This is a genomic window from Candidatus Avelusimicrobium sp. (assembly GCF_051874775.1).
Taxonomy (GTDB): domain Bacteria; phylum Elusimicrobiota; class Elusimicrobia; order Elusimicrobiales; family Elusimicrobiaceae; genus Avelusimicrobium.
On record NZ_JBJEGE010000032.1, the window covers coordinates 19900 to 35793 of the forward strand.

Consider the following 15894-nt stretch of genomic DNA (forward strand, 5'->3'; position numbering starts at 1 on the left):
TATGAATTTACGTAACTCGTTGCAAAAGTTTACGTCTCCGTCCTGGCGGGAAGGGGGAATGTTGGCCGCCTTTGCCGTTTTGGGCGGTTTGATGAGTTTGTTGTCGGGACAGGATGTGTCGCCGGAACCGTTTAGGCACAATCTCTATCCCGCGTATGCGCTTTTGTCGGGCCGTATGGGGATTGATGTGGTAGCGGCGGGGGCGGGGCCGGCGGTGAGTCCGCTGTTGTTTATTCCGTATTATCTTGTTTTTGTGAAATTGAATGCATGGCCGATGTTATCGCTTTTTCTGCGCGGGCTTCCGTACGGACTGTTGATGTTTTGGGTGTGGAAAATAGCTAAGGCGGTTTTCCGGACGGACGGGGAAAAGTTTTTCCGTTGGATGGTAACGGTCCTTGCGGTAACGGGATATGCCGCAGTAAGCCAAATCGGGCGCGGAAACGGAAGTTTGTGGCTGGCGGTACTGGGCGTGTGGGCGTGTTATTTATGCTTCTGCTCCCAGCGAAAAAACGCTGTTGCGGCTGCTTTTTTTGTGGCGTCCTTTGGGGCGGGGCTGGATATTTCCGCGCTGCCTGTGTTGGCAGGGCTGGCGGTCTCGTTACCGTTGGTGCGTCCGAAAGAAAAAAGCGGTTGGCTGAAAATACTGGGTTGTACGGTTTTGGGGTTTTTAATCAGCGCATCCGTAACGGCGTGGTACACGTGGCGCGTGACGGGCGGACTGGAATCGTTTTGGCTGGCCTTGTGGCCGAAGGGCTGGGCATTTGCCGCTTCGCCGTTTGTGGTAAAGTGGGAGATGCCGCTTTTTTGGAAAGAGTGGCTGTTATTGCCCTTTTTGCGCACGGAACATTCCTTGGCAGGTTATCTGTTGGATCCCCGTTTGGCGGGAGGCGTGATTGGCGCGCTTATTTTAATCGCCAAACGCTTTTTTGGCGCGCCGTCGGAACGGCTTCGGGAAGAATTGGTTTGGTGTCTGTTTTTTGTGGGCGCGTACGTCTGCTGGCTGGTCGGGTTTAGAGATGAGTTTTCCTCGGTTATCTTGGAAGTGGTTTCTATGCTGCTCCTTGGCCGCGTCTTATTGTGGGTGGCCGGCGCGCGCTGGGGCGTGTTGTGTCTTGCCTTGTGGATGTTTGTATTTCCACCGTCGTTTTCGGACTCCCGTCAAGCGCCGGAAGGCGTGAACTTCTCGTTTTTTAACGAAGCCGTCTTGACGGAAAATCCGCTTGTGCTGTTGGGCGGACACCTGTCGGGTGTTGCGCCGTTTTTGCCACAGCAGGCGCGTTTTGTAGGGGGGATTTGGTTTGATCCGGCGGATTATGATCCCTCCAAGCAGTTTTTCTTGCACCGTTTAAATCCGCTTCCGCGGGGATATTATTCGCACCGGTTTGACGATAAAATCCGCGCGGCGGTACGCGGCCATTCGGGCGATATTTACGCATTGTTTGATAACGAAGAGCCATCGTCGGAAAACACCGTTTGGCGCCGTTACGGCGTCGAATTGGCGGAACCGGTTGAAAAATGTCAGACACTTTACTCCGGTATGGACATTTGGCCGAAAGGACTATTATTATGCCGTATGAAGAAAACGGCGGAAAAATAGACGGCTGTAAAAAAATGTAATCAACAAAAAAAGTCCGCTCTTTACGAGCGGGCTTTTGCGTTTAGAACGATTTTAATTGCGGCGTTTAAGCAAGTGTACTTTCTTTTGAAACCGTTTAATTTGCGGCGTACGGATTTGGCGCAGCTGTTCTTCCATCCACTGCGGCGAGGATGAGAACGGAAAAAACGGCATAACCACGTCCGCTCCGGCTTCCAACGCTTTGTTCATTCGCGCGCCGATGGTGGTAATGTCCGCCCCTTCGGCGGCTTCCATATTCAGCGCATCGGGAATAATCAGCCCTTGGTAGGGGATTTCTTTGCGTAAGAAACGGTAAAATGCGGGCGAAAAAATGGACGTTGTATCCTTGTCTACCGCCGGATATACGGCAAGCGCCGTCATCAGGCAGTTCCAGCGGGCGGCCTCTTCAAACGGCTTAACGCCGCGGGCGCGCAGCGTGTCCAACGAGTCGGTTATTTCCTGCTGCGTTTGGTGCGGATCCGTTTCTGTGGGCGCACCCGGGAAATGTTTGTAACAAGGCGTTACGCCGCCGTCGTCAAGGCCTTTGGCAAACGCATCGGCAAGCGCCTTGGCGGTTTCGGGATTTTGGGAAAAATAGCGGCTTTTGCGGTGGGTTTTCGGGCCGGCAGAGGGTTCAGCCAGCGGGGCGAATACCACGTCAATCGTCAGGTCTTTGAGTGTTTTGCCCGTACGCACGCCGTATTCGTACGCCTGCCGGACGGCTTCGTCAAAATTCTTTTCCGCCAGTTTGCCGAAAGTTTCGGGCGCGGGCGCGTCAAATCCGTCTACAAAATGTCTGATCCGGTTGACCGCTCCGCCTTCCTGATCAATAAAAAACAGGAAATCTTTTCTGCCCAATACTTCTTCCAGTTCTTTTTTAAGATCGGGCAGTTTCAGCCCGGGGTGTATGGGAATACTTAATAAAAAACCGTACGGGTTGATGTTTTTGAGAAACTGTTTGTCCTCCGGCGTCATCGGGTAGCGGTTAATCAGCAGAACAACGGGCATAATATCCTTTTTGTGGGGAAAAAAGGTTTTGTATGCACCGAATATAATCAAGCACGCCAGTGCGAGCCGTATGATATTTTTAAAAGAAAATAAGCGTGTCAGTTGTTGTTTCATATTTCCGCCTCAGTTGTAGAAAGGGTATCTCCCAGGGCATATTTGCGCGGATATTCCAGCCAAATCGCCAGCAGCGCGCCCAAGCCCAGTAAATACGGATAGTACAAGTACTGCATAATTTGAAGCGGCGAAACGCCGGTAAGGCTGGCAGCCATTAACAGCTGTGCGCCGTAGGGAATGATCCCTTGTACAAAGCAGGAGAAAATATCTAACAGGCTGGCCGCTCGGTTCGGGGCCACGTTAAATTTTTGGGCGATTTCTTTGGCAATCGGCCCCGCCATAATCAGCGCAATTGTATTGTTGGCTGTACACAAGTTAGCAAAACTGACAATGCCCGCAATACTTAACTCCGCCCCTTTGCGCGACGAGATTTTGGCCGTCAGTTTGTGAATAATCCATTTGAGTCCCCCGTTGTAACGGATGAGTTCCAACATTCCTCCCGCCAAAATGGTGACGATAATCAGTTCTCCCATTCCGTTGATGCCGGCTCCCATCGCCGTTGTCCAGCCCCACAGGTCAAACGCGCCCGTTATCAGGCCGATAGCCCCACATAACACCGTTCCGCCGAGCAGTACAGCCATTACGTTAACGCCCATTACGGCGGCGGCGAGTACGGCAATATACGGCAGCACTTTCACCCACGATACTTCCCCGTGCGAAAACGAGTGCGCCGCCCCGCTTCCGGCAAGAATGTACAGCAGCAAGGTCAACAGTGCAAAAGGGATAACAATGTGAAAATTTGTTTTAAATTTGTCAGCCATTTTACAGCCTTGAGAACGGGTGGCGACGATGGTAGTGTCAGAAATAAACGACAAGTTGTCCCCGAACATTGCCCCGCTGACGACCACTGCGCTCATCAACGGCAGGGACAATCCCGTCTCCTGCGCCAAGCCCGCGGCGACGGGCGTTAAAGCTACAATCGTTCCGACGGACGTGCCGACGGAAACCGATATCACGCAAGAAGCCAAAAACACGCCGGCGGCCAGTACGTTATGGGGCAGTACGGAAAGCGTCAGGTTGACGGTAGCGTCTACGGCACCCATCGCTTTGGCGGTTTGGGCAAACGCGCCCGCCAGCACAAAAATCACCACCATCAGCATAATGTTGGTATTGGCCGCGCCTTTGCAAAAGAGTTCTATGCGGTTGTGTAAATTGCCGCCCTTGCTCATCCATACGGCCACTACGGAAGAGATCACAAACGCCACGGTAATGGGCATTTTGTAAAAATCGCCCGCTGCCAGCGAAACGGCCAAATAGGAAAATAAGAATACGGCCAAAGGTATCAGCGCAAAAGGATTGGGGGTAATGTCGTTTGGTTTCATAAAAACTCCGCAAGGGCGGCCGCCGTCAGTGCATAGAGGGCGGCACAGAATAATGATATTATATAAATTTTAGGGGCGCAGAGGCTTTCCCGTCTAAAAAGTGATACAATAAAGTGTCCGGTACGCCGGAGGGGGAATCTTATGAAAGCCGTTATTATTACGATCGGAGATGAAATTTTACTCGGCCAAATTTTAGACACTAACTCGCGTTTTATCGCGCGCGAACTGACCAAAACGGGCGCAGAAACGGTGCAGATGCGTTCTGTGGCGGACGAACGAACCGCTATTTTGCGCGCCCTGCAGGAGGCGGTTTCGGCTGCCGATGCGGTGTTTGTTACGGGCGGGCTTGGTCCGACGAAAGACGATATTACTAAATCTGCTTTGGCGGAATTTTTTCACACGGAGCTTGTGGTCAACGCGCAGGCGCGCGCGTGGCTGGAGGAAATGTTTTCTTCCTGTCCGCAACGCCTGAACGCTTACAATAAGACGCAAGCCGTTTTGCCCAAAAACTGTACGCCGCTTCGTAATTTGAAGGGTACCGCTTGCGGAATGTGGTTTGAAAAAGACGGCAAAGTAGTGGTTTCGCTGCCCGGGGTGCCGTTTGAAACGGAGTATTTGTTTCCCGCCGAAGTGCTGCCGCGGCTGCGGGAGAAATTCGGCGCGTCGCTGTTGCGGTACAAAATGGTAACGGTTTTTGAAATACCGGAAGCCGAACTGGCGATGAAACTGGCCTCGTTTGAAGAAATTTTGCCTAAGGGCGTAAATTTGGCGTATTTGCCTTCGGCGGGATATGTCCGCCTGCGGCTGACGGCCAAGGGAGCGGCGGCTGCATTGTTGGACGGACTTTTTGCGCAGCTTTTAAACGAACTATCCGGCCTGAAGTTTACGGAAAATACGGAGGAAAGCGGCGAAGAAAATTTTGCCCGCCGATTGCGTAACAGCGGCAAGACCGTGGCTTGCGCCGAAAGCTGTACGGGGGGGAATATCGCGCGTATGCTGACGTCCGAGGCTGGTGCGTCCGCTTATTTTTTAGGTGGGGTGGTGGCCTATTCCAATGATGTTAAACAGCGTGTTTTGGGCGTAAGTGCGGAGGATTTGGCGCGCTATGGAGCCGTGAGCGAACCCGTTGCGCGGCAAATGGCCGAAGGCGTACGGCGTATCACGGGGGCGGACTATGCGGCGGCCACTACGGGCATTGCCGGCCCGTCGGGCGGAACGGCGGAAAAGCCCGTCGGCACCGTGTGGATTGCCGTGGCCGGTCCGCACAACACAAGGGCGGAAAAATTTGTATTTTCCCGCACGCGGGAGCGCAATATCGGCCGCGCTTCCGTGCAAGCGCTTCAAATGCTTTTGGAAGAGATTGAAAAATAACGTACACGCCCGCCGCCTGCTTTTTAGCGTGCATAACAACGAGATCCCGTATAACGACGTTACGGGATGACGACTCTTTAACTGTCTCCTATTATTTGTCGTCGTTCATTTGTCCGCGTCATTTCTAAAATAGTGTGGCTTCTGTAGTCAGATGAGCGCGGATAATCCCCGCAGCACGGAAGGTCAATTCGCTGGTGCTTGACTTGTTTTTTTTTTTTGATACAGTGGGATTGTTCTATAGGGTTCCTGCGTGGGGACTTTCGATTGCGGTTTATTTCGCTAAAATCGGAAGTTCGCGGGCAGAAGCAACTCAAGATGACTTTTTTAATAGGAGAAATGAATATGAAAGGTTGTATATTTAGCCGTCATTCTGAACTTGTTTCAGAATCTAGTAAAAAAGGTTTTACGCTGATTGAGTTATTAGTTGTTGTATTGATTATCGGTATTTTATCATCGGTGGCGCTCCCGCAGTACCAAAAAGCGGTGCTCAAAAGCCGTGCGGCGGAAGCGTGGGGAAACTTGAAAAACCTGAATATGGCGGGAAATGCGTATTGTTTGGAAAACCCGAGTGGACGTTTGTACATTGACAGCGACAACCTTCCGGATTGGGAGGCGTTGGCTGTTAAGGTACCGCAGACTACTAAGAATTTTACCTATTGGGGCAATGTGTTGTGTTCCGGAAATGTAGTGGCTTTTACTGCCCAATACAACAACAGTCCTTCTTTTTTCTTAAATCTACATCCCACAACGGGCCGCCGTTTGTGCAGCGGCAGCGCGTGTAAGGATTTAGGTTTTACCAAAGATGGCTCGGATTTCGGTATTTGTCTATGCGGCTCTTGCGGCGGCAGCAGCAACTGTTACTACGCCGACTAAAGCGCCCGTCCGTTCCTTATTTTAAACGCCCGAGAAAATCTCGGGCGTCTTGCATAAGTGCTGCTGCGCACAAAAAGCGGTGCGTAAGCACGGGAAATTTTACGAAACAATAATCATTTGTACAAGAGTGCTCTAAAGCCGGACGTTTGGTTAAGCCCTTTAAACATCCAGCCTTTTTGGTCCTCGTCAAATAACGATTCAATGTTACGGAAATTTAAGCGCAGCGCTTTGTCCACATTTTGATAGGCGTTCTTGCGGTCCTTTTTACTCAGCCAGTACACGCCCGCCAAATTAATATAAGGGGTGGGGGCTGTGCCATCTAGCTTGATGGCCGTTTCCAAATCTTCTTTTGCGCCGTTCCAGTCTTTTAAGTGCATTTTTGCAAAACCGCGGTTGTTGTAGGGAATCGCCCATTTCGGATTGAGTTCAATGGCGCGGGAATAATCCTCCGCCGCTTTGTGGAATTGACCCATTTCCTCGTATACCAATCCGCGGCGGTTGTAATAGGAGGCTTCCGGCTGAAGTTCAATCAGTTTGGAAAAATCTTCCAGCGCGGCGGGATAATCTTCCATATCCTTAAACGCGGCGGCGCGAAAAAGGTAGGCTTGGGCGTAGGAGTTATCTCTGTTGACCGCTTTGCTGTAGGCGGAAACGGCCTCGTCTGTTTTTCCCAAACCGGAGAAAACGCGGCCTTGCCAAAAATGTGCGTCGGCGTTGTCTTTTCCTTGCGTAATAGCCGTATTCAGCAGCCGTTGTGCGTCCGGATAGCGGTAGGATTTTACATACACGGGGGTGATTTCCAAAGCCAAATCCGCGGAGATTTTGCGCTTGCCTAAGTATTTTTTATAGTCGGAGATGGCGTCGTTGTAGTTATTTAAAGCGGCGTTTGCCCGCGCGCGCGCCAAATAAAAATTACGGTAGGACGGTTTGAGTTGGGCAGCGCGGGTCAAGTCCGACACGGCCTGCGCGTTGCGCCCCATATCCATATAAACAAGCGCCCGCGCATAATAGCGGAAAGGATCTTTCGGCCGCAGTTTGATGGTGTGCGTATAATCGTCCACTGCTTGTTTGTTGCGTCCCAGACTGCGGTAAGCGTCGCCGCGGTAATGGTAAGCGTCGGCCATTTTGGGGGCTTTGGCAATTACGCGGTTTAACAGTTTGATTTGGGCGTGCGGATCCGGCTCCGTTTTGGCTTGGGCAAACAGTTGCGCTGCCGTTTGTGCATAAACGGAGAACGAAAACAAGATACAACACATCATCAGAACGAATGTACGCATATTCTTATTAAACTATTATTTTATCCAAAATACAAAAAGAAAATTAACCGCCAGCAAAAAGGCTCCCGCAGCGTATACCAGTATCAGCGCAAGGGCGGAAAACAGACGCAAATTTAAAAATACAGCCGTAACAAGCGCGGCTTTGCCGGCAAAGATTTTGCCCAGTTTAACGGTAGTGCCCGATAATTGGACGATGCGCGCCATTAAAACGGAACGCAGCGCCAAGGTTACCGCACCCAAAAACGATGCCGCCAGCCAGCGCGGAAAGTGTTTTAATTCGTTTTTTCCCATTTGGCGGAACACTTCCCGCACACTGCCGGAAACCAGCACTTTGGCTTGGTCTTTGGCTAGGCCTTCGTTCATGTTTTCAAGATGAACCGCGATATTTTTTTTAACCAGTTCAATAGAGGAATCTAAAAAATTTTCCCACGCCGTACAGGCCGAGCGAATGGCAAAAACGCAGGCGGCCAGTATGGAGTACGCAAAAGAAACCAGACTGTATACACCGAACAAAACTCCGGCGGTGATAAATTCCAGCGGCGCGGATAAACCAAGCGGTTTGATTAAGGCAAGGTATGAGGCGTACGCCGCCAGTAAAAAAAGCCCCATTCCCGCCAAAAGATGCGGCAGAAATACTTTTTTAAGCACCGTTACAAACGAGAGCATACTCTGCGTGAACAGGTTGCTTTTGGGGGTATCGGTGCTAAACGGAAGGGTGTTAGTCCTCATTGCAGCCACAGTGTCCGCAGCAGCCGTTGCAAGAGTGGTGCCTTTTTTGGGCGGAGGGAATGCGGTCGGACACTTTTACCATTTTTTGTAATTTTTTATCGTATATGTAAGTTCCGGTATTATTCTTTTCCATAATTTTATTATAGCAGTTTGGGCGGAAATATCCGGCGAAAAAATGATATAATAAATATACAGTAAACTGTAATTTCGGTGCGAAAAAAAGAAAACGAAACATTTTTGTAAAAAGAATTGAAAAGTCAAAACAAAAATGTTAAAATAATTAGGTAGTTGATAATCCGCATCAGAAAAATCCGATTTAAGCGCCCATAGCTCAATGGATAGAGTGTCAGCCTGCGGAGCTGAAGATACAAGTTCGATTCCTGTTGGGCGCAAGACTTGAAGATACCGTCTGAAGTAGTAGTTTTCAGACGGTATTTTTATGTAAATATGGCTCCAAAACTGCAACAGTATATACACAGTTACTATTTACACATAAAATGAGGTACGATGTAATCTAACAAAAGAGCTCCAGCTTGCTGGACACCGGACGCACATTAGATTAGTGTATCGTAAAGGTCAGTTCTCCCGGAATATCCACAATTTTAGAAGCATGAGAACGCAATCTAAAAGTGGATTTCCCTGTGGCTTTTAATTTGGCCACTTCTTCCGATGAAAAGGTTATATGCAACAAATCAAAATTGTTCCCCCAAAAGACACCGTTGCATCTTTTGTCATACAGAATTTCTCTGTCTCCTTGTAGCACATCTACGCTGCATCGTTTCTGCTGCCACACCGTGTGAGTCATATAACTTTTTTGGATCTTCATAGTCAAATCGGTAAGTTTTAAATACTTTTTGTCGTGGATTAACGGAGCTTGCGTGCCCCAATATAAATCACTCACCCGCAAAGGCAACGGAGCAGGCTGGGAAGAAGTATCCGTCGGAGTTATGCGTTTAACCGAGCCGCCGTTTTGATTTTGTTGCAAGAAAAGCGCTGTATCTTGTGGCATAGTTAAATGTCCCATGTTAGGGTAAACGTGTGTTTGTACATTAGGAGCTACTTGTGATAATACTTTTTGCACACTACGCACACGAACTTGTTCGTCATCTTCTCCGTTTTCATCATACAATTTGTGGATGAGTTCTCGTTGTTCCCCCGGATAACATTCATCATAGAGCAATGTATCGTTGTAGTCCGAACCGCCCTCATACACAAAAATAGGTACTTTTTGCCATGCCTTCTTGTTAAAAGGCTTGCCGGTATACTGCTTTACATCGGATACACCAATGGGGAAAATAAGTTCTTCTCCGTTTAGTTCATTTAACGGTAAAGTAGGATAATGTTGTATGGCTGCAACGGTAGCGAGAACATACTCCGGATGCAGAAGCGTCCAACGCCACGCAAAGGCTCCGGCTGCCGAAGCACCAGCTACAAACATTTTCTTTTGGGTGTGAATGCCTTTTTTCTTGAGTTGCCTGCGCGCATCTTTAAACATATTTACTATTTGAAAATCTAAGTGTTTCAAAGGGCCTTCCTGCAATACAAATACGGCCCGGCTTAATTCATGCGAATACAGATTTTCCTCTCGCGATACAATGGGGATGAGTAACGGAACACCTAATTTGTCGGCTAATTGCTTTTCAGAATTTAGATATTCTAAAACATCTTGTTGTAATTCTTCTTTAGAAGAAGTAAGGTGCCCTGTGTTAGTCATCATAAATAAAATGGGCAGCTTACGTGAAATATCTAAATCTTCTGGCAAATAGATTAAATAGTCCCATTCAAAACCTGCTTTTGGATTGGCCGCAATAGTAAGCAAGTGGGTGCTGTCTAAGGGCTCGCCCCTTAAGCTTTTAATCTGTTGCAAAAAAGATTTTTCCATATTTTTAGGCAAAAGCATAAAGGCGGAAGCAAACTGTTGCTTGCCTGATTTATCTTGATAGGCATAATCTTTTATATAAGTACGGCAGAAAACATCCGGAGTATTTATAATTTCACCTTCCGTATACGAATAATCAATTTCTTTGAACAGCAATAAAACTTTATCATCCGCTGTTTTGCATGTAGTATCTTTACAAGCCCGAACTAACACAAAATCGGGAAGTACTTGGAAGACTTTATAAGACTTAAACTCGTCTTCGCAGTACGGGTTTTCTACTTTATCGGGAACTTGATTTGTTTCCTTGGAAGCACTACCTGCAGAATTTACAGAAACACACGCACTTGCAAAAAGACTAATACATAAAATCGTGACTATTTTTTTCATAGCCTCTCCTTATTTCCTATTGTAGCATATGGCCCGCATTTGCTCTTAAATTACTCCTACCAATGATATGCTTGTCTTTGTGGCAGGTGCCGAACGCGCGTTTAAAATGCGCTCGCGCGGCTTGTCCGTTAAAAAGAAGCGTGTGTATATGGGGAAATTCTTTGAATAAAGCGGGAAAATCGTTAGGTCGCGGCAAAGAGATATTACCGTCTAAATTCCCCGTCCGTTCACACGAGGCCAATGCGTCCCAGAGGCCGATTCCGTACTTTAAAAGCGTGTTTATTTTATCCGCATAGTTTTCGGGCTGCCGTCCGCCGGCAAATATGTCAAAAATCATCCGCCAAAATTGGTTGTATTTGTAAGCGTAATACTCTTGGGCTTGCAAAGACGCTTTCCCCGGCATACTGCCGATGACCAGTATGCGGGAGTATGTGTTAACTGCGGGGGGAAAACTGTAAATCATAGTTTATTATAATAAATATCCTTGTGTTATACTGCAATAAAAACCCCGCCTAATGCGGGGTTTTTAAAAGAGTAAGGTTTGAGCGTTATTCGGCAACCGGTTCGTACGGTGTGATACGAAACCCTTCTCCTTCCAGTTCCACTTTGCACCACGTGGGGACGCCGTTGATATTTAACAACGCCGCCATAGCGTAAATATCTTCGGGCGGAATATCCGCTGCGGTATTGATGGCGTGTATGTCCTGTGAGAACAAATCCTTATTGGAAGAATATTTTACTACCATTACAACCGGAATGGCTTCTTCTTGGGAACGCAGTTGTGCCCACTTTACAGCTTCAGACGACTCTGCCGTTAAATTGGTAACCTTCATGGAATGGCAGCGGCCTCTCGCAGTCTCTGCTCCCACACTTGTGATAAAATCCGAAGCATACTGTCCCAGATCCTTTATCAGTAAACCGTTTTCTAAAATATTGCGTATCGCTTGGCCGTCGGCGTTTAAGGCAAGTCCGCGGTAAATCAGGCCCCGTTGATTTTGAAAGGGAATTACAGGCGTTTCAGCCTCTGTACCGGCAGGCATAACTGCGGAAAAATCCCGAACAGCCAGCGCTTTATCGGCTTGGAGTGCGGGCCGCGGATTGTAACGGTGCGGTTCATAGCCCGCTTCCAGCGTATTACGCAAGGCGGTTATTTTGGGGGTTCCTGTTACTATTTGCACGTTGGTATACAATTTGGGATGGGAACGGGCGACTGTGCGGGTAATATGAGTTCCCATTGTTGCCCACCGTGCAGAAGCGGCTGTTGTAGCTTTTGTAACGGTGGACGGAATGGTTTTTAATCCTTTTCCTAAGTTTTTAAGGTATTTTTGGGCACTTGCCGGTTCTGCGGCAAATGCAATCATCAAACAGATGAAAAAGAGATGAAATAAGTTTTTGTTCATGTTTTTATTGTATGTAAATATTTATCTGAAAAAAAGGGCCAAAAGACCTATTCCGTTCTGGGTCTTTGAAATGTTAAGATAACTCTATAAGTTACGTTCCGCTGCAAAACAGGCGGAGTGTTAAACGGGAGATTTCGTATGAACCAAACACCGGAAGGTTTGAAAAACATCGGGTTATTGCCGTCCGTAACCTTGGAAAACGCGGCGGATATATTGCCGTTGGCGGACGCGCTTCTTAAAGCGGGCGTGCCGTGTGTGGAACTTCCCTATCTGTCAATGTCGCTTGACGCATTGAAATTACTGACAGAAAAAAAGCCGGAATTTTGCGCGGGTGTGCGTGTTTCTTCAGAGCAGGAAGAGGAACTTGCTTTGGCGGCGGGAGCAAAATTTATTACGGGCGGAGGAAAATCTGCCGTGAGCGAAGACGTGTTCGGCGGTGGCCGGTTTGTACCGTCCGCGCAGGCCGTAAGGGCAAAAAATTGGGCGGAAATAACGCGTCAGGTAAACCGTGCGCTGCTTGCGTTTTTGGATTTTAATTTGCGCCACGTGGGGATTAACAGCAAGGATGAATCGGAGTCGTTGGATACCGTATCTTCGTTTGAGCGGATTTTTGGCTTTCCGAAGGAGGACCGCGGCGGTGCCTATTTTGCGGGTGATATTATTGAAGTAATGAAAAAACCGTTTTACGGTCGTCACGGGCATATCGCCGTATCCACGGCGGACGCCGGCTGTGCGGCGCGTTATTTACAGGCGTGCGGAGTGAAACTGAATTGGCCAAGTGCGGGGTATAATCCGGACGGACGGTTAAGAGTCGTCTATTTGCAAGATGAAATCGGCGGTTTTGCCGTGCATATTTTGCAAAAGTAGAAAAATGCGATCCTAAGCGTGTTGTGGATACAGATAAATGCTCCCCGTATCGGTGGGAAAACAGCTCTATGTTATCACAGAAGAAAAAATAGAAACGCGGGTTTTTAAACGCCTTTTCCCTTTTCCTGCGGGTTAAGCAATTCTTCCATCAGCCGCGCTGCGCAGGCAATCATTTTGTGGCAGGGCCGTTTTTTATAATATTGTACTGTGCGCGGTTGCGGCTGGGGACTTTGCGGACCGCTTAACTTAAGTAATTCGCGGCAGATGATGGATCCGTTTTCTTCTTTAAACTGGGCAGCCAGTTTTTGCACCAACGCATAATGTGCCGTTTTAGCTGTTACGTCTTTTGGGTCGGAGGGACCAAGTTTGAGACCCGCCGCCATTAACAGCCCGCTGAAAGCTCCGCACACTTCCCGCAGGCGGCCCATTCCGCCGCCAAATGACGAGGCTATTTTTGCCGCGGTTTCTCTATCTAAATTCAGTTCTTCTGCGAATGCCAGTAAGACTGCTTGTGAGCAACTGTACCCGTTTTTAAAAAGTTCTACGGCCTGTTCGCTTTTCGTCATAATTTCATTATAGAATTTTAAGAAGATTTTGAAAGGTCCTATAAAAATATAGGTCCTACGGAAGTGAAAAATGGGTCTTTTGACCCTAGATTTTAGGTAGATTTCTATCTACAATATAAATATGAGAAAACTCTTGTTCATTACTTTTTCTTTGATTTGTATGATTTTTAATGCTGGAACTGTGTTTGCGCAGGGGCGTGCATTATCCCTCGGCATAAAAGCGGGGGAAGCGGCTGCTAAAAGCTCTTCTGCTGCGCTGCGCCGTATGTCTGCCGCATCGACGCGTGTGCCGGCGGTTTCTTCCCGCTTGCAGGTTCCTGTTTCTGTGTCCGTTCCGATACGTCCACATATTTTATCTAAAGGGAAGTATTCGGTAACGCAAGGTACTGAGTTGCGTATCCGTCAGCTTGAACAGAGCGTCCAATTGTTGCAGCAAGAAAATCTCCAACTAAAAGCGACACTGAACAATATTGGGTCAAACCCGTCGCTTCGCCGTGCCACTTTTCAGGCGGCAGCAACGACAGATGCTCCTACTAATCTGTTCTCCGGCACTGTTTTTAAAACGGTGTATAACGGAGAGGAAGAAATCTACGGAGTGGTGGCTGCGCACGCCATCGCTGTTTCTTCTTGGGACAAAGCGTTAAACCGTCATTTTACAGCGGGTGTTTTTGATGGGGAAAAAATGGTGAAAGTGCCGGCGGAAATTGTACAGCTGTCCTCTCCCAGTATGTTGGATATTGCGCTTGTTAAATTTTCGCCGGAAGCTGAAAAAATGTTTCAGCCGCTGCGTATCAGCGAAGTACCTGTAAAATTTGGGGATGTGCTTTCTTCCCAAGGCTTTGCCGGAGGTACAGATGTACATCTTCCAAACCGTGAAATTACCAACGTCACGCCGCTTTCCGTGCGTACTACAATTCCTTTGGCCCGCGAAGAACGCCCCGGTTTGTGCGGCAGTGCGGTTGTAAATGCAGACCATGAATTAGTTGGAATTCACACGGGCAGCGTGTACAACTGCCAAGGCGCGCAGTTTGACGTGGGCTATGCAACCAACGCTTCTTTCCTAAATATCTTGGTGGAGGCATATCATAACGGAGGCGAAGCGACGTTTCCTCTTATTTTAAACGGCAAAAACATTATTCCGTTGAATGTGGACGAATATATTTCTTACGTTTCATTTCAAAATGCTGAAGGCAAACAGATTTGGCAAAAGGGGTTTGACAGCAAATTTTCCTATAGTAAAGTGCAAGAAATGTTGGAGGAGTATTCTCCCCGTTATATAACGGTTACAGTCCGCCGTGCTGTATGGAGTCCGACAAATCCGGAAGTATTGGTGGAAAACCGTACCTCCCGAGAGCTGACCAAAACCACTTATAAATATGATTTTGAGACGGAAGAAATTATTTCTGTTACTAAAACTAAACAAGGCCGTCAATAAATCTGCATAACCTATTTGTAAAAAGTTCTGCGGCCTATGCACTTTTTATCATATTGTTATTACAGAATTTGAAGAAGATTTTGAAAGGTCCTATGAAAATATAGGTCTAAAAAAAATTTTTTTTAGGGCCAATGGTCCTTGTAGCTCCTTGGAAAAACTCTTACAATAATTTTATCTTCAATAGAAATAACGAGGAAAAAATGAAAAAATACATAATTGCATTGCTTGCGCTGGCGTGTCTGTCAGCTGTAGGATATAGTAAAGACTGGGAAGCAGAGATTATTAAAAAACTTAACCAGAATGTAAGGTTGGATTACTCCATTTCTTATGAAGTAAGAAATATCGCTGATAATATTGTGGATTTAGCGAATAAACAGGCTAGAGAGAAGAAAAACTATATTGCCTACTGGAATGCCACATTAGTTAACTTTATGGGTATTATATATGAGGATGAGGCATTTATGTGGGCATCTGAAAGAACCCTTGCCAATGTAAAGCTGTGGTCCGCTCGCGCCATCGAGGTGTCTGCGGGAAAGGCTGCGCCTGAATTGTATGTAATACGGTTTCTTACTTTATGGCATTATTACCGTCTTAATGAACTCACTTTTTTCCCGGAAAAAGATCCTATTGAATTCGGGTATGAAAACCAAAGGTCTCAATTTGAGGTTTGGGCTCCTAATCATAAAAGAGAAATTCGGGAAATGTTGAATGAGTTTGAAAAAGCAGAAAAAATTAATCCGACCGTAGCGTATCGCGAAATTGCCCACAAGGCTGTTTGGTTGTATGGTGCTATCGGCAATAATGCCAAAGTAGCTGAGTTGAACAGAACTCTTCAACGTATGGAGACTGACAGAAAAGCTTCCGTTACAAAGCAAAACCAAAGCCTGGCGCGGAAACAACAAGTTGTTAAACGCCAAGTTAAAACATATATGGCGTTTCCGACAAACACTGCTCCTCTGAAATGGTATGAGCGTGTTTTCTTTAGGGGAGGCGGTCACTTCTAATCTTTCTTCAAAAGTATAAAAAACCCCTTTTTCGGAAGGGGTTTTTT

15 protein-coding genes and 1 tRNA gene are annotated in these 15894 nt (G+C 47.5%); 7 read left to right on the forward strand and 9 right to left on the reverse strand.

What is annotated here, in order from left to right:
- Position 1 precedes the first annotated feature (1 nt).
- Positions 2–1597 (forward strand): hypothetical protein, encoded by a 1596-nt coding sequence (locus tag ACI351_RS07025; RefSeq protein WP_439734538.1) that lies wholly within the window; start codon positions 2–4, stop codon positions 1595–1597.
- 72 nt (positions 1598–1669) lie between these two features.
- Here ACI351_RS07025 and ACI351_RS07030 read toward each other — a convergent pair whose 3' ends face one another.
- A complete protein-coding gene (locus ACI351_RS07030; protein ID WP_439734539.1) occupies positions 1670–2737 on the reverse strand; it encodes a glycoside hydrolase family 3 N-terminal domain-containing protein in 1068 nt (355 codons plus the stop codon).
- Positions 2734–4059, reverse strand: coding sequence for a Na+/H+ antiporter NhaC family protein (locus tag ACI351_RS07035; protein ID WP_439734540.1), 1326 nt, complete (start codon positions 4057–4059; stop codon positions 2734–2736). The genes ACI351_RS07030 and ACI351_RS07035 overlap by 4 nt, the downstream gene beginning before the upstream one ends.
- A 141-nt stretch (positions 4060–4200) precedes the next feature.
- Here ACI351_RS07035 and ACI351_RS07040 point away from each other — a divergent pair, with 141 nt between their 5' ends.
- Together ACI351_RS07040 and ACI351_RS07045 are read left to right on the forward strand one after the other, a co-directional pair.
- The gene (locus tag ACI351_RS07040; RefSeq protein WP_439734541.1) at positions 4201–5430 is read left to right on the forward strand and encodes a CinA family nicotinamide mononucleotide deamidase-related protein; all 1230 of its coding nucleotides are present in this window, start codon (positions 4201–4203) and stop codon (positions 5428–5430) included.
- A gap of 342 nt (positions 5431–5772) precedes the next feature.
- Complete coding sequence (locus ACI351_RS07045) at positions 5773–6303, forward strand: type IV pilin protein (protein WP_439734542.1); 531 nt, start codon at positions 5773–5775, stop codon at positions 6301–6303.
- A 113-nt stretch (positions 6304–6416) separates the two neighbouring features.
- Here the strand turns inward: ACI351_RS07045 and ACI351_RS07050 are convergent, their stop codons facing one another.
- Genes ACI351_RS07050 through ACI351_RS07060 form a run of 3 tightly spaced genes read right to left on the reverse strand, consistent with a single transcriptional unit; the run spans position 6417 to position 8442 of the window.
- Positions 6417–7580, reverse strand: a complete 1164-nt coding sequence (locus ACI351_RS07050) for a tetratricopeptide repeat protein (protein ID WP_439734543.1) — start codon at positions 7578–7580, stop codon at positions 6417–6419.
- A 15-nt stretch (positions 7581–7595) separates the two neighbouring features.
- Entirely contained in the window at positions 7596–8309 is a 714-nt protein-coding gene (locus tag ACI351_RS07055) for a hypothetical protein (protein ID WP_439734544.1), read from the reverse strand.
- Positions 8299–8442, reverse strand: a complete 144-nt coding sequence (locus ACI351_RS07060; protein WP_439734545.1) for a hypothetical protein — start codon at positions 8440–8442, stop codon at positions 8299–8301. The genes ACI351_RS07055 and ACI351_RS07060 overlap by 11 nt, the downstream gene beginning before the upstream one ends.
- A gap of 187 nt (positions 8443–8629) precedes the next feature.
- On the opposite strand from ACI351_RS07060, the gene ACI351_RS07065 reads away from it, so the two are divergent.
- Positions 8630–8701: transfer RNA gene (locus tag ACI351_RS07065), tRNA-Arg, on the forward strand.
- Positions 8702–8868: 167 nt separating this feature from the next.
- On the opposite strand, the gene ACI351_RS07070 is transcribed toward ACI351_RS07065, so the two are convergent.
- The 3 genes from ACI351_RS07070 to ACI351_RS07080 all read right to left on the reverse strand — a co-directional run bounded on the left by ACI351_RS07070 (position 8869) and on the right by ACI351_RS07080 (position 11975).
- Positions 8869–10575, reverse strand: a complete 1707-nt coding sequence (locus ACI351_RS07070; protein WP_439734546.1) for a hypothetical protein — start codon at positions 10573–10575, stop codon at positions 8869–8871.
- A gap of 16 nt (positions 10576–10591) precedes the next feature.
- Positions 10592–11038 (reverse strand): DNA-deoxyinosine glycosylase, encoded by a 447-nt coding sequence (locus ACI351_RS07075; protein ID WP_439734547.1) that lies wholly within the window; start codon positions 11036–11038, stop codon positions 10592–10594.
- Positions 11039–11123: 85 nt separating this feature from the next.
- Positions 11124–11975 (reverse strand): hypothetical protein, encoded by an 852-nt coding sequence (locus ACI351_RS07080; RefSeq protein WP_439734548.1) that lies wholly within the window; start codon positions 11973–11975, stop codon positions 11124–11126.
- Positions 11976–12113: 138 nt separating this feature from the next.
- Between ACI351_RS07080 and ACI351_RS07085 the strand changes: the two genes are divergently transcribed.
- Positions 12114–12842, forward strand: a complete 729-nt coding sequence (locus ACI351_RS07085; RefSeq protein ID WP_439734549.1) for a hypothetical protein — start codon at positions 12114–12116, stop codon at positions 12840–12842.
- A 104-nt stretch (positions 12843–12946) separates the two neighbouring features.
- Here ACI351_RS07085 and ACI351_RS07090 read toward each other — a convergent pair whose 3' ends face one another.
- Positions 12947–13408 carry a C-GCAxxG-C-C family protein gene (locus ACI351_RS07090; RefSeq protein WP_439734550.1) on the reverse strand — a complete coding sequence of 154 codons (462 nt, stop codon included), beginning with the start codon at positions 13406–13408 and terminating at the stop codon, positions 12947–12949.
- Positions 13409–13529: 121 nt separating this feature from the next.
- Between ACI351_RS07090 and ACI351_RS07095 the strand changes: the two genes are divergently transcribed.
- A complete protein-coding gene (locus ACI351_RS07095) occupies positions 13530–14843 on the forward strand; it encodes a hypothetical protein (RefSeq protein WP_439734551.1) in 1314 nt (437 codons plus the stop codon).
- Between the two features lie 200 nt (positions 14844–15043).
- Positions 15044–15847, forward strand: coding sequence for a hypothetical protein (locus ACI351_RS07100; RefSeq protein WP_439734552.1), 804 nt, complete (start codon positions 15044–15046; stop codon positions 15845–15847).
- Positions 15848–15894: the final 47 nt, after the last annotated feature.

Bases quoted from the DNA above. Each gene is read 5' to 3' on its own strand.
- ACI351_RS07025 (WP_439734538.1), top strand. From the start codon at position 2: ATGAATTTACGTAACTCGTTGCAAAAGTTTACGTCTCCGTCCTGGCGG.
- ACI351_RS07085 (WP_439734549.1), top strand. From the start codon at position 12,114: ATGAACCAAACACCGGAAGGTTTGAAAAACATCGGGTTATTGCCGTCC.
- ACI351_RS07055 (WP_439734544.1), bottom strand. From the start codon at position 8,309: ATGAGGACTAACACCCTTCCGTTTAGCACCGATACCCCCAAAAGCAAC.
- ACI351_RS07080 (WP_439734548.1), bottom strand. From the start codon at position 11,975: ATGAACAAAAACTTATTTCATCTCTTTTTCATCTGTTTGATGATTGCA.
- ACI351_RS07045 (WP_439734542.1), top strand. From the start codon at position 5,773: ATGAAAGGTTGTATATTTAGCCGTCATTCTGAACTTGTTTCAGAATCT.
- ACI351_RS07035 (WP_439734540.1), bottom strand. From the start codon at position 4,059: ATGAAACCAAACGACATTACCCCCAATCCTTTTGCGCTGATACCTTTG.
- ACI351_RS07095 (WP_439734551.1), top strand. From the start codon at position 13,530: ATGAGAAAACTCTTGTTCATTACTTTTTCTTTGATTTGTATGATTTTT.
- ACI351_RS07040 (WP_439734541.1), top strand. From the start codon at position 4,201: ATGAAAGCCGTTATTATTACGATCGGAGATGAAATTTTACTCGGCCAA.
- ACI351_RS07100 (WP_439734552.1), top strand. From the start codon at position 15,044: ATGAAAAAATACATAATTGCATTGCTTGCGCTGGCGTGTCTGTCAGCT.
- ACI351_RS07090 (WP_439734550.1), bottom strand. From the start codon at position 13,408: ATGACGAAAAGCGAACAGGCCGTAGAACTTTTTAAAAACGGGTACAGT.
- ACI351_RS07050 (WP_439734543.1), bottom strand. From the start codon at position 7,580: ATGCGTACATTCGTTCTGATGATGTGTTGTATCTTGTTTTCGTTCTCC.
- ACI351_RS07060 (WP_439734545.1), bottom strand. From the start codon at position 8,442: ATGGAAAAGAATAATACCGGAACTTACATATACGATAAAAAATTACAA.
- ACI351_RS07030 (WP_439734539.1), bottom strand. From the start codon at position 2,737: ATGAAACAACAACTGACACGCTTATTTTCTTTTAAAAATATCATACGG.
- ACI351_RS07070 (WP_439734546.1), bottom strand. From the start codon at position 10,575: ATGAAAAAAATAGTCACGATTTTATGTATTAGTCTTTTTGCAAGTGCG.
- ACI351_RS07075 (WP_439734547.1), bottom strand. From the start codon at position 11,038: ATGATTTACAGTTTTCCCCCCGCAGTTAACACATACTCCCGCATACTG.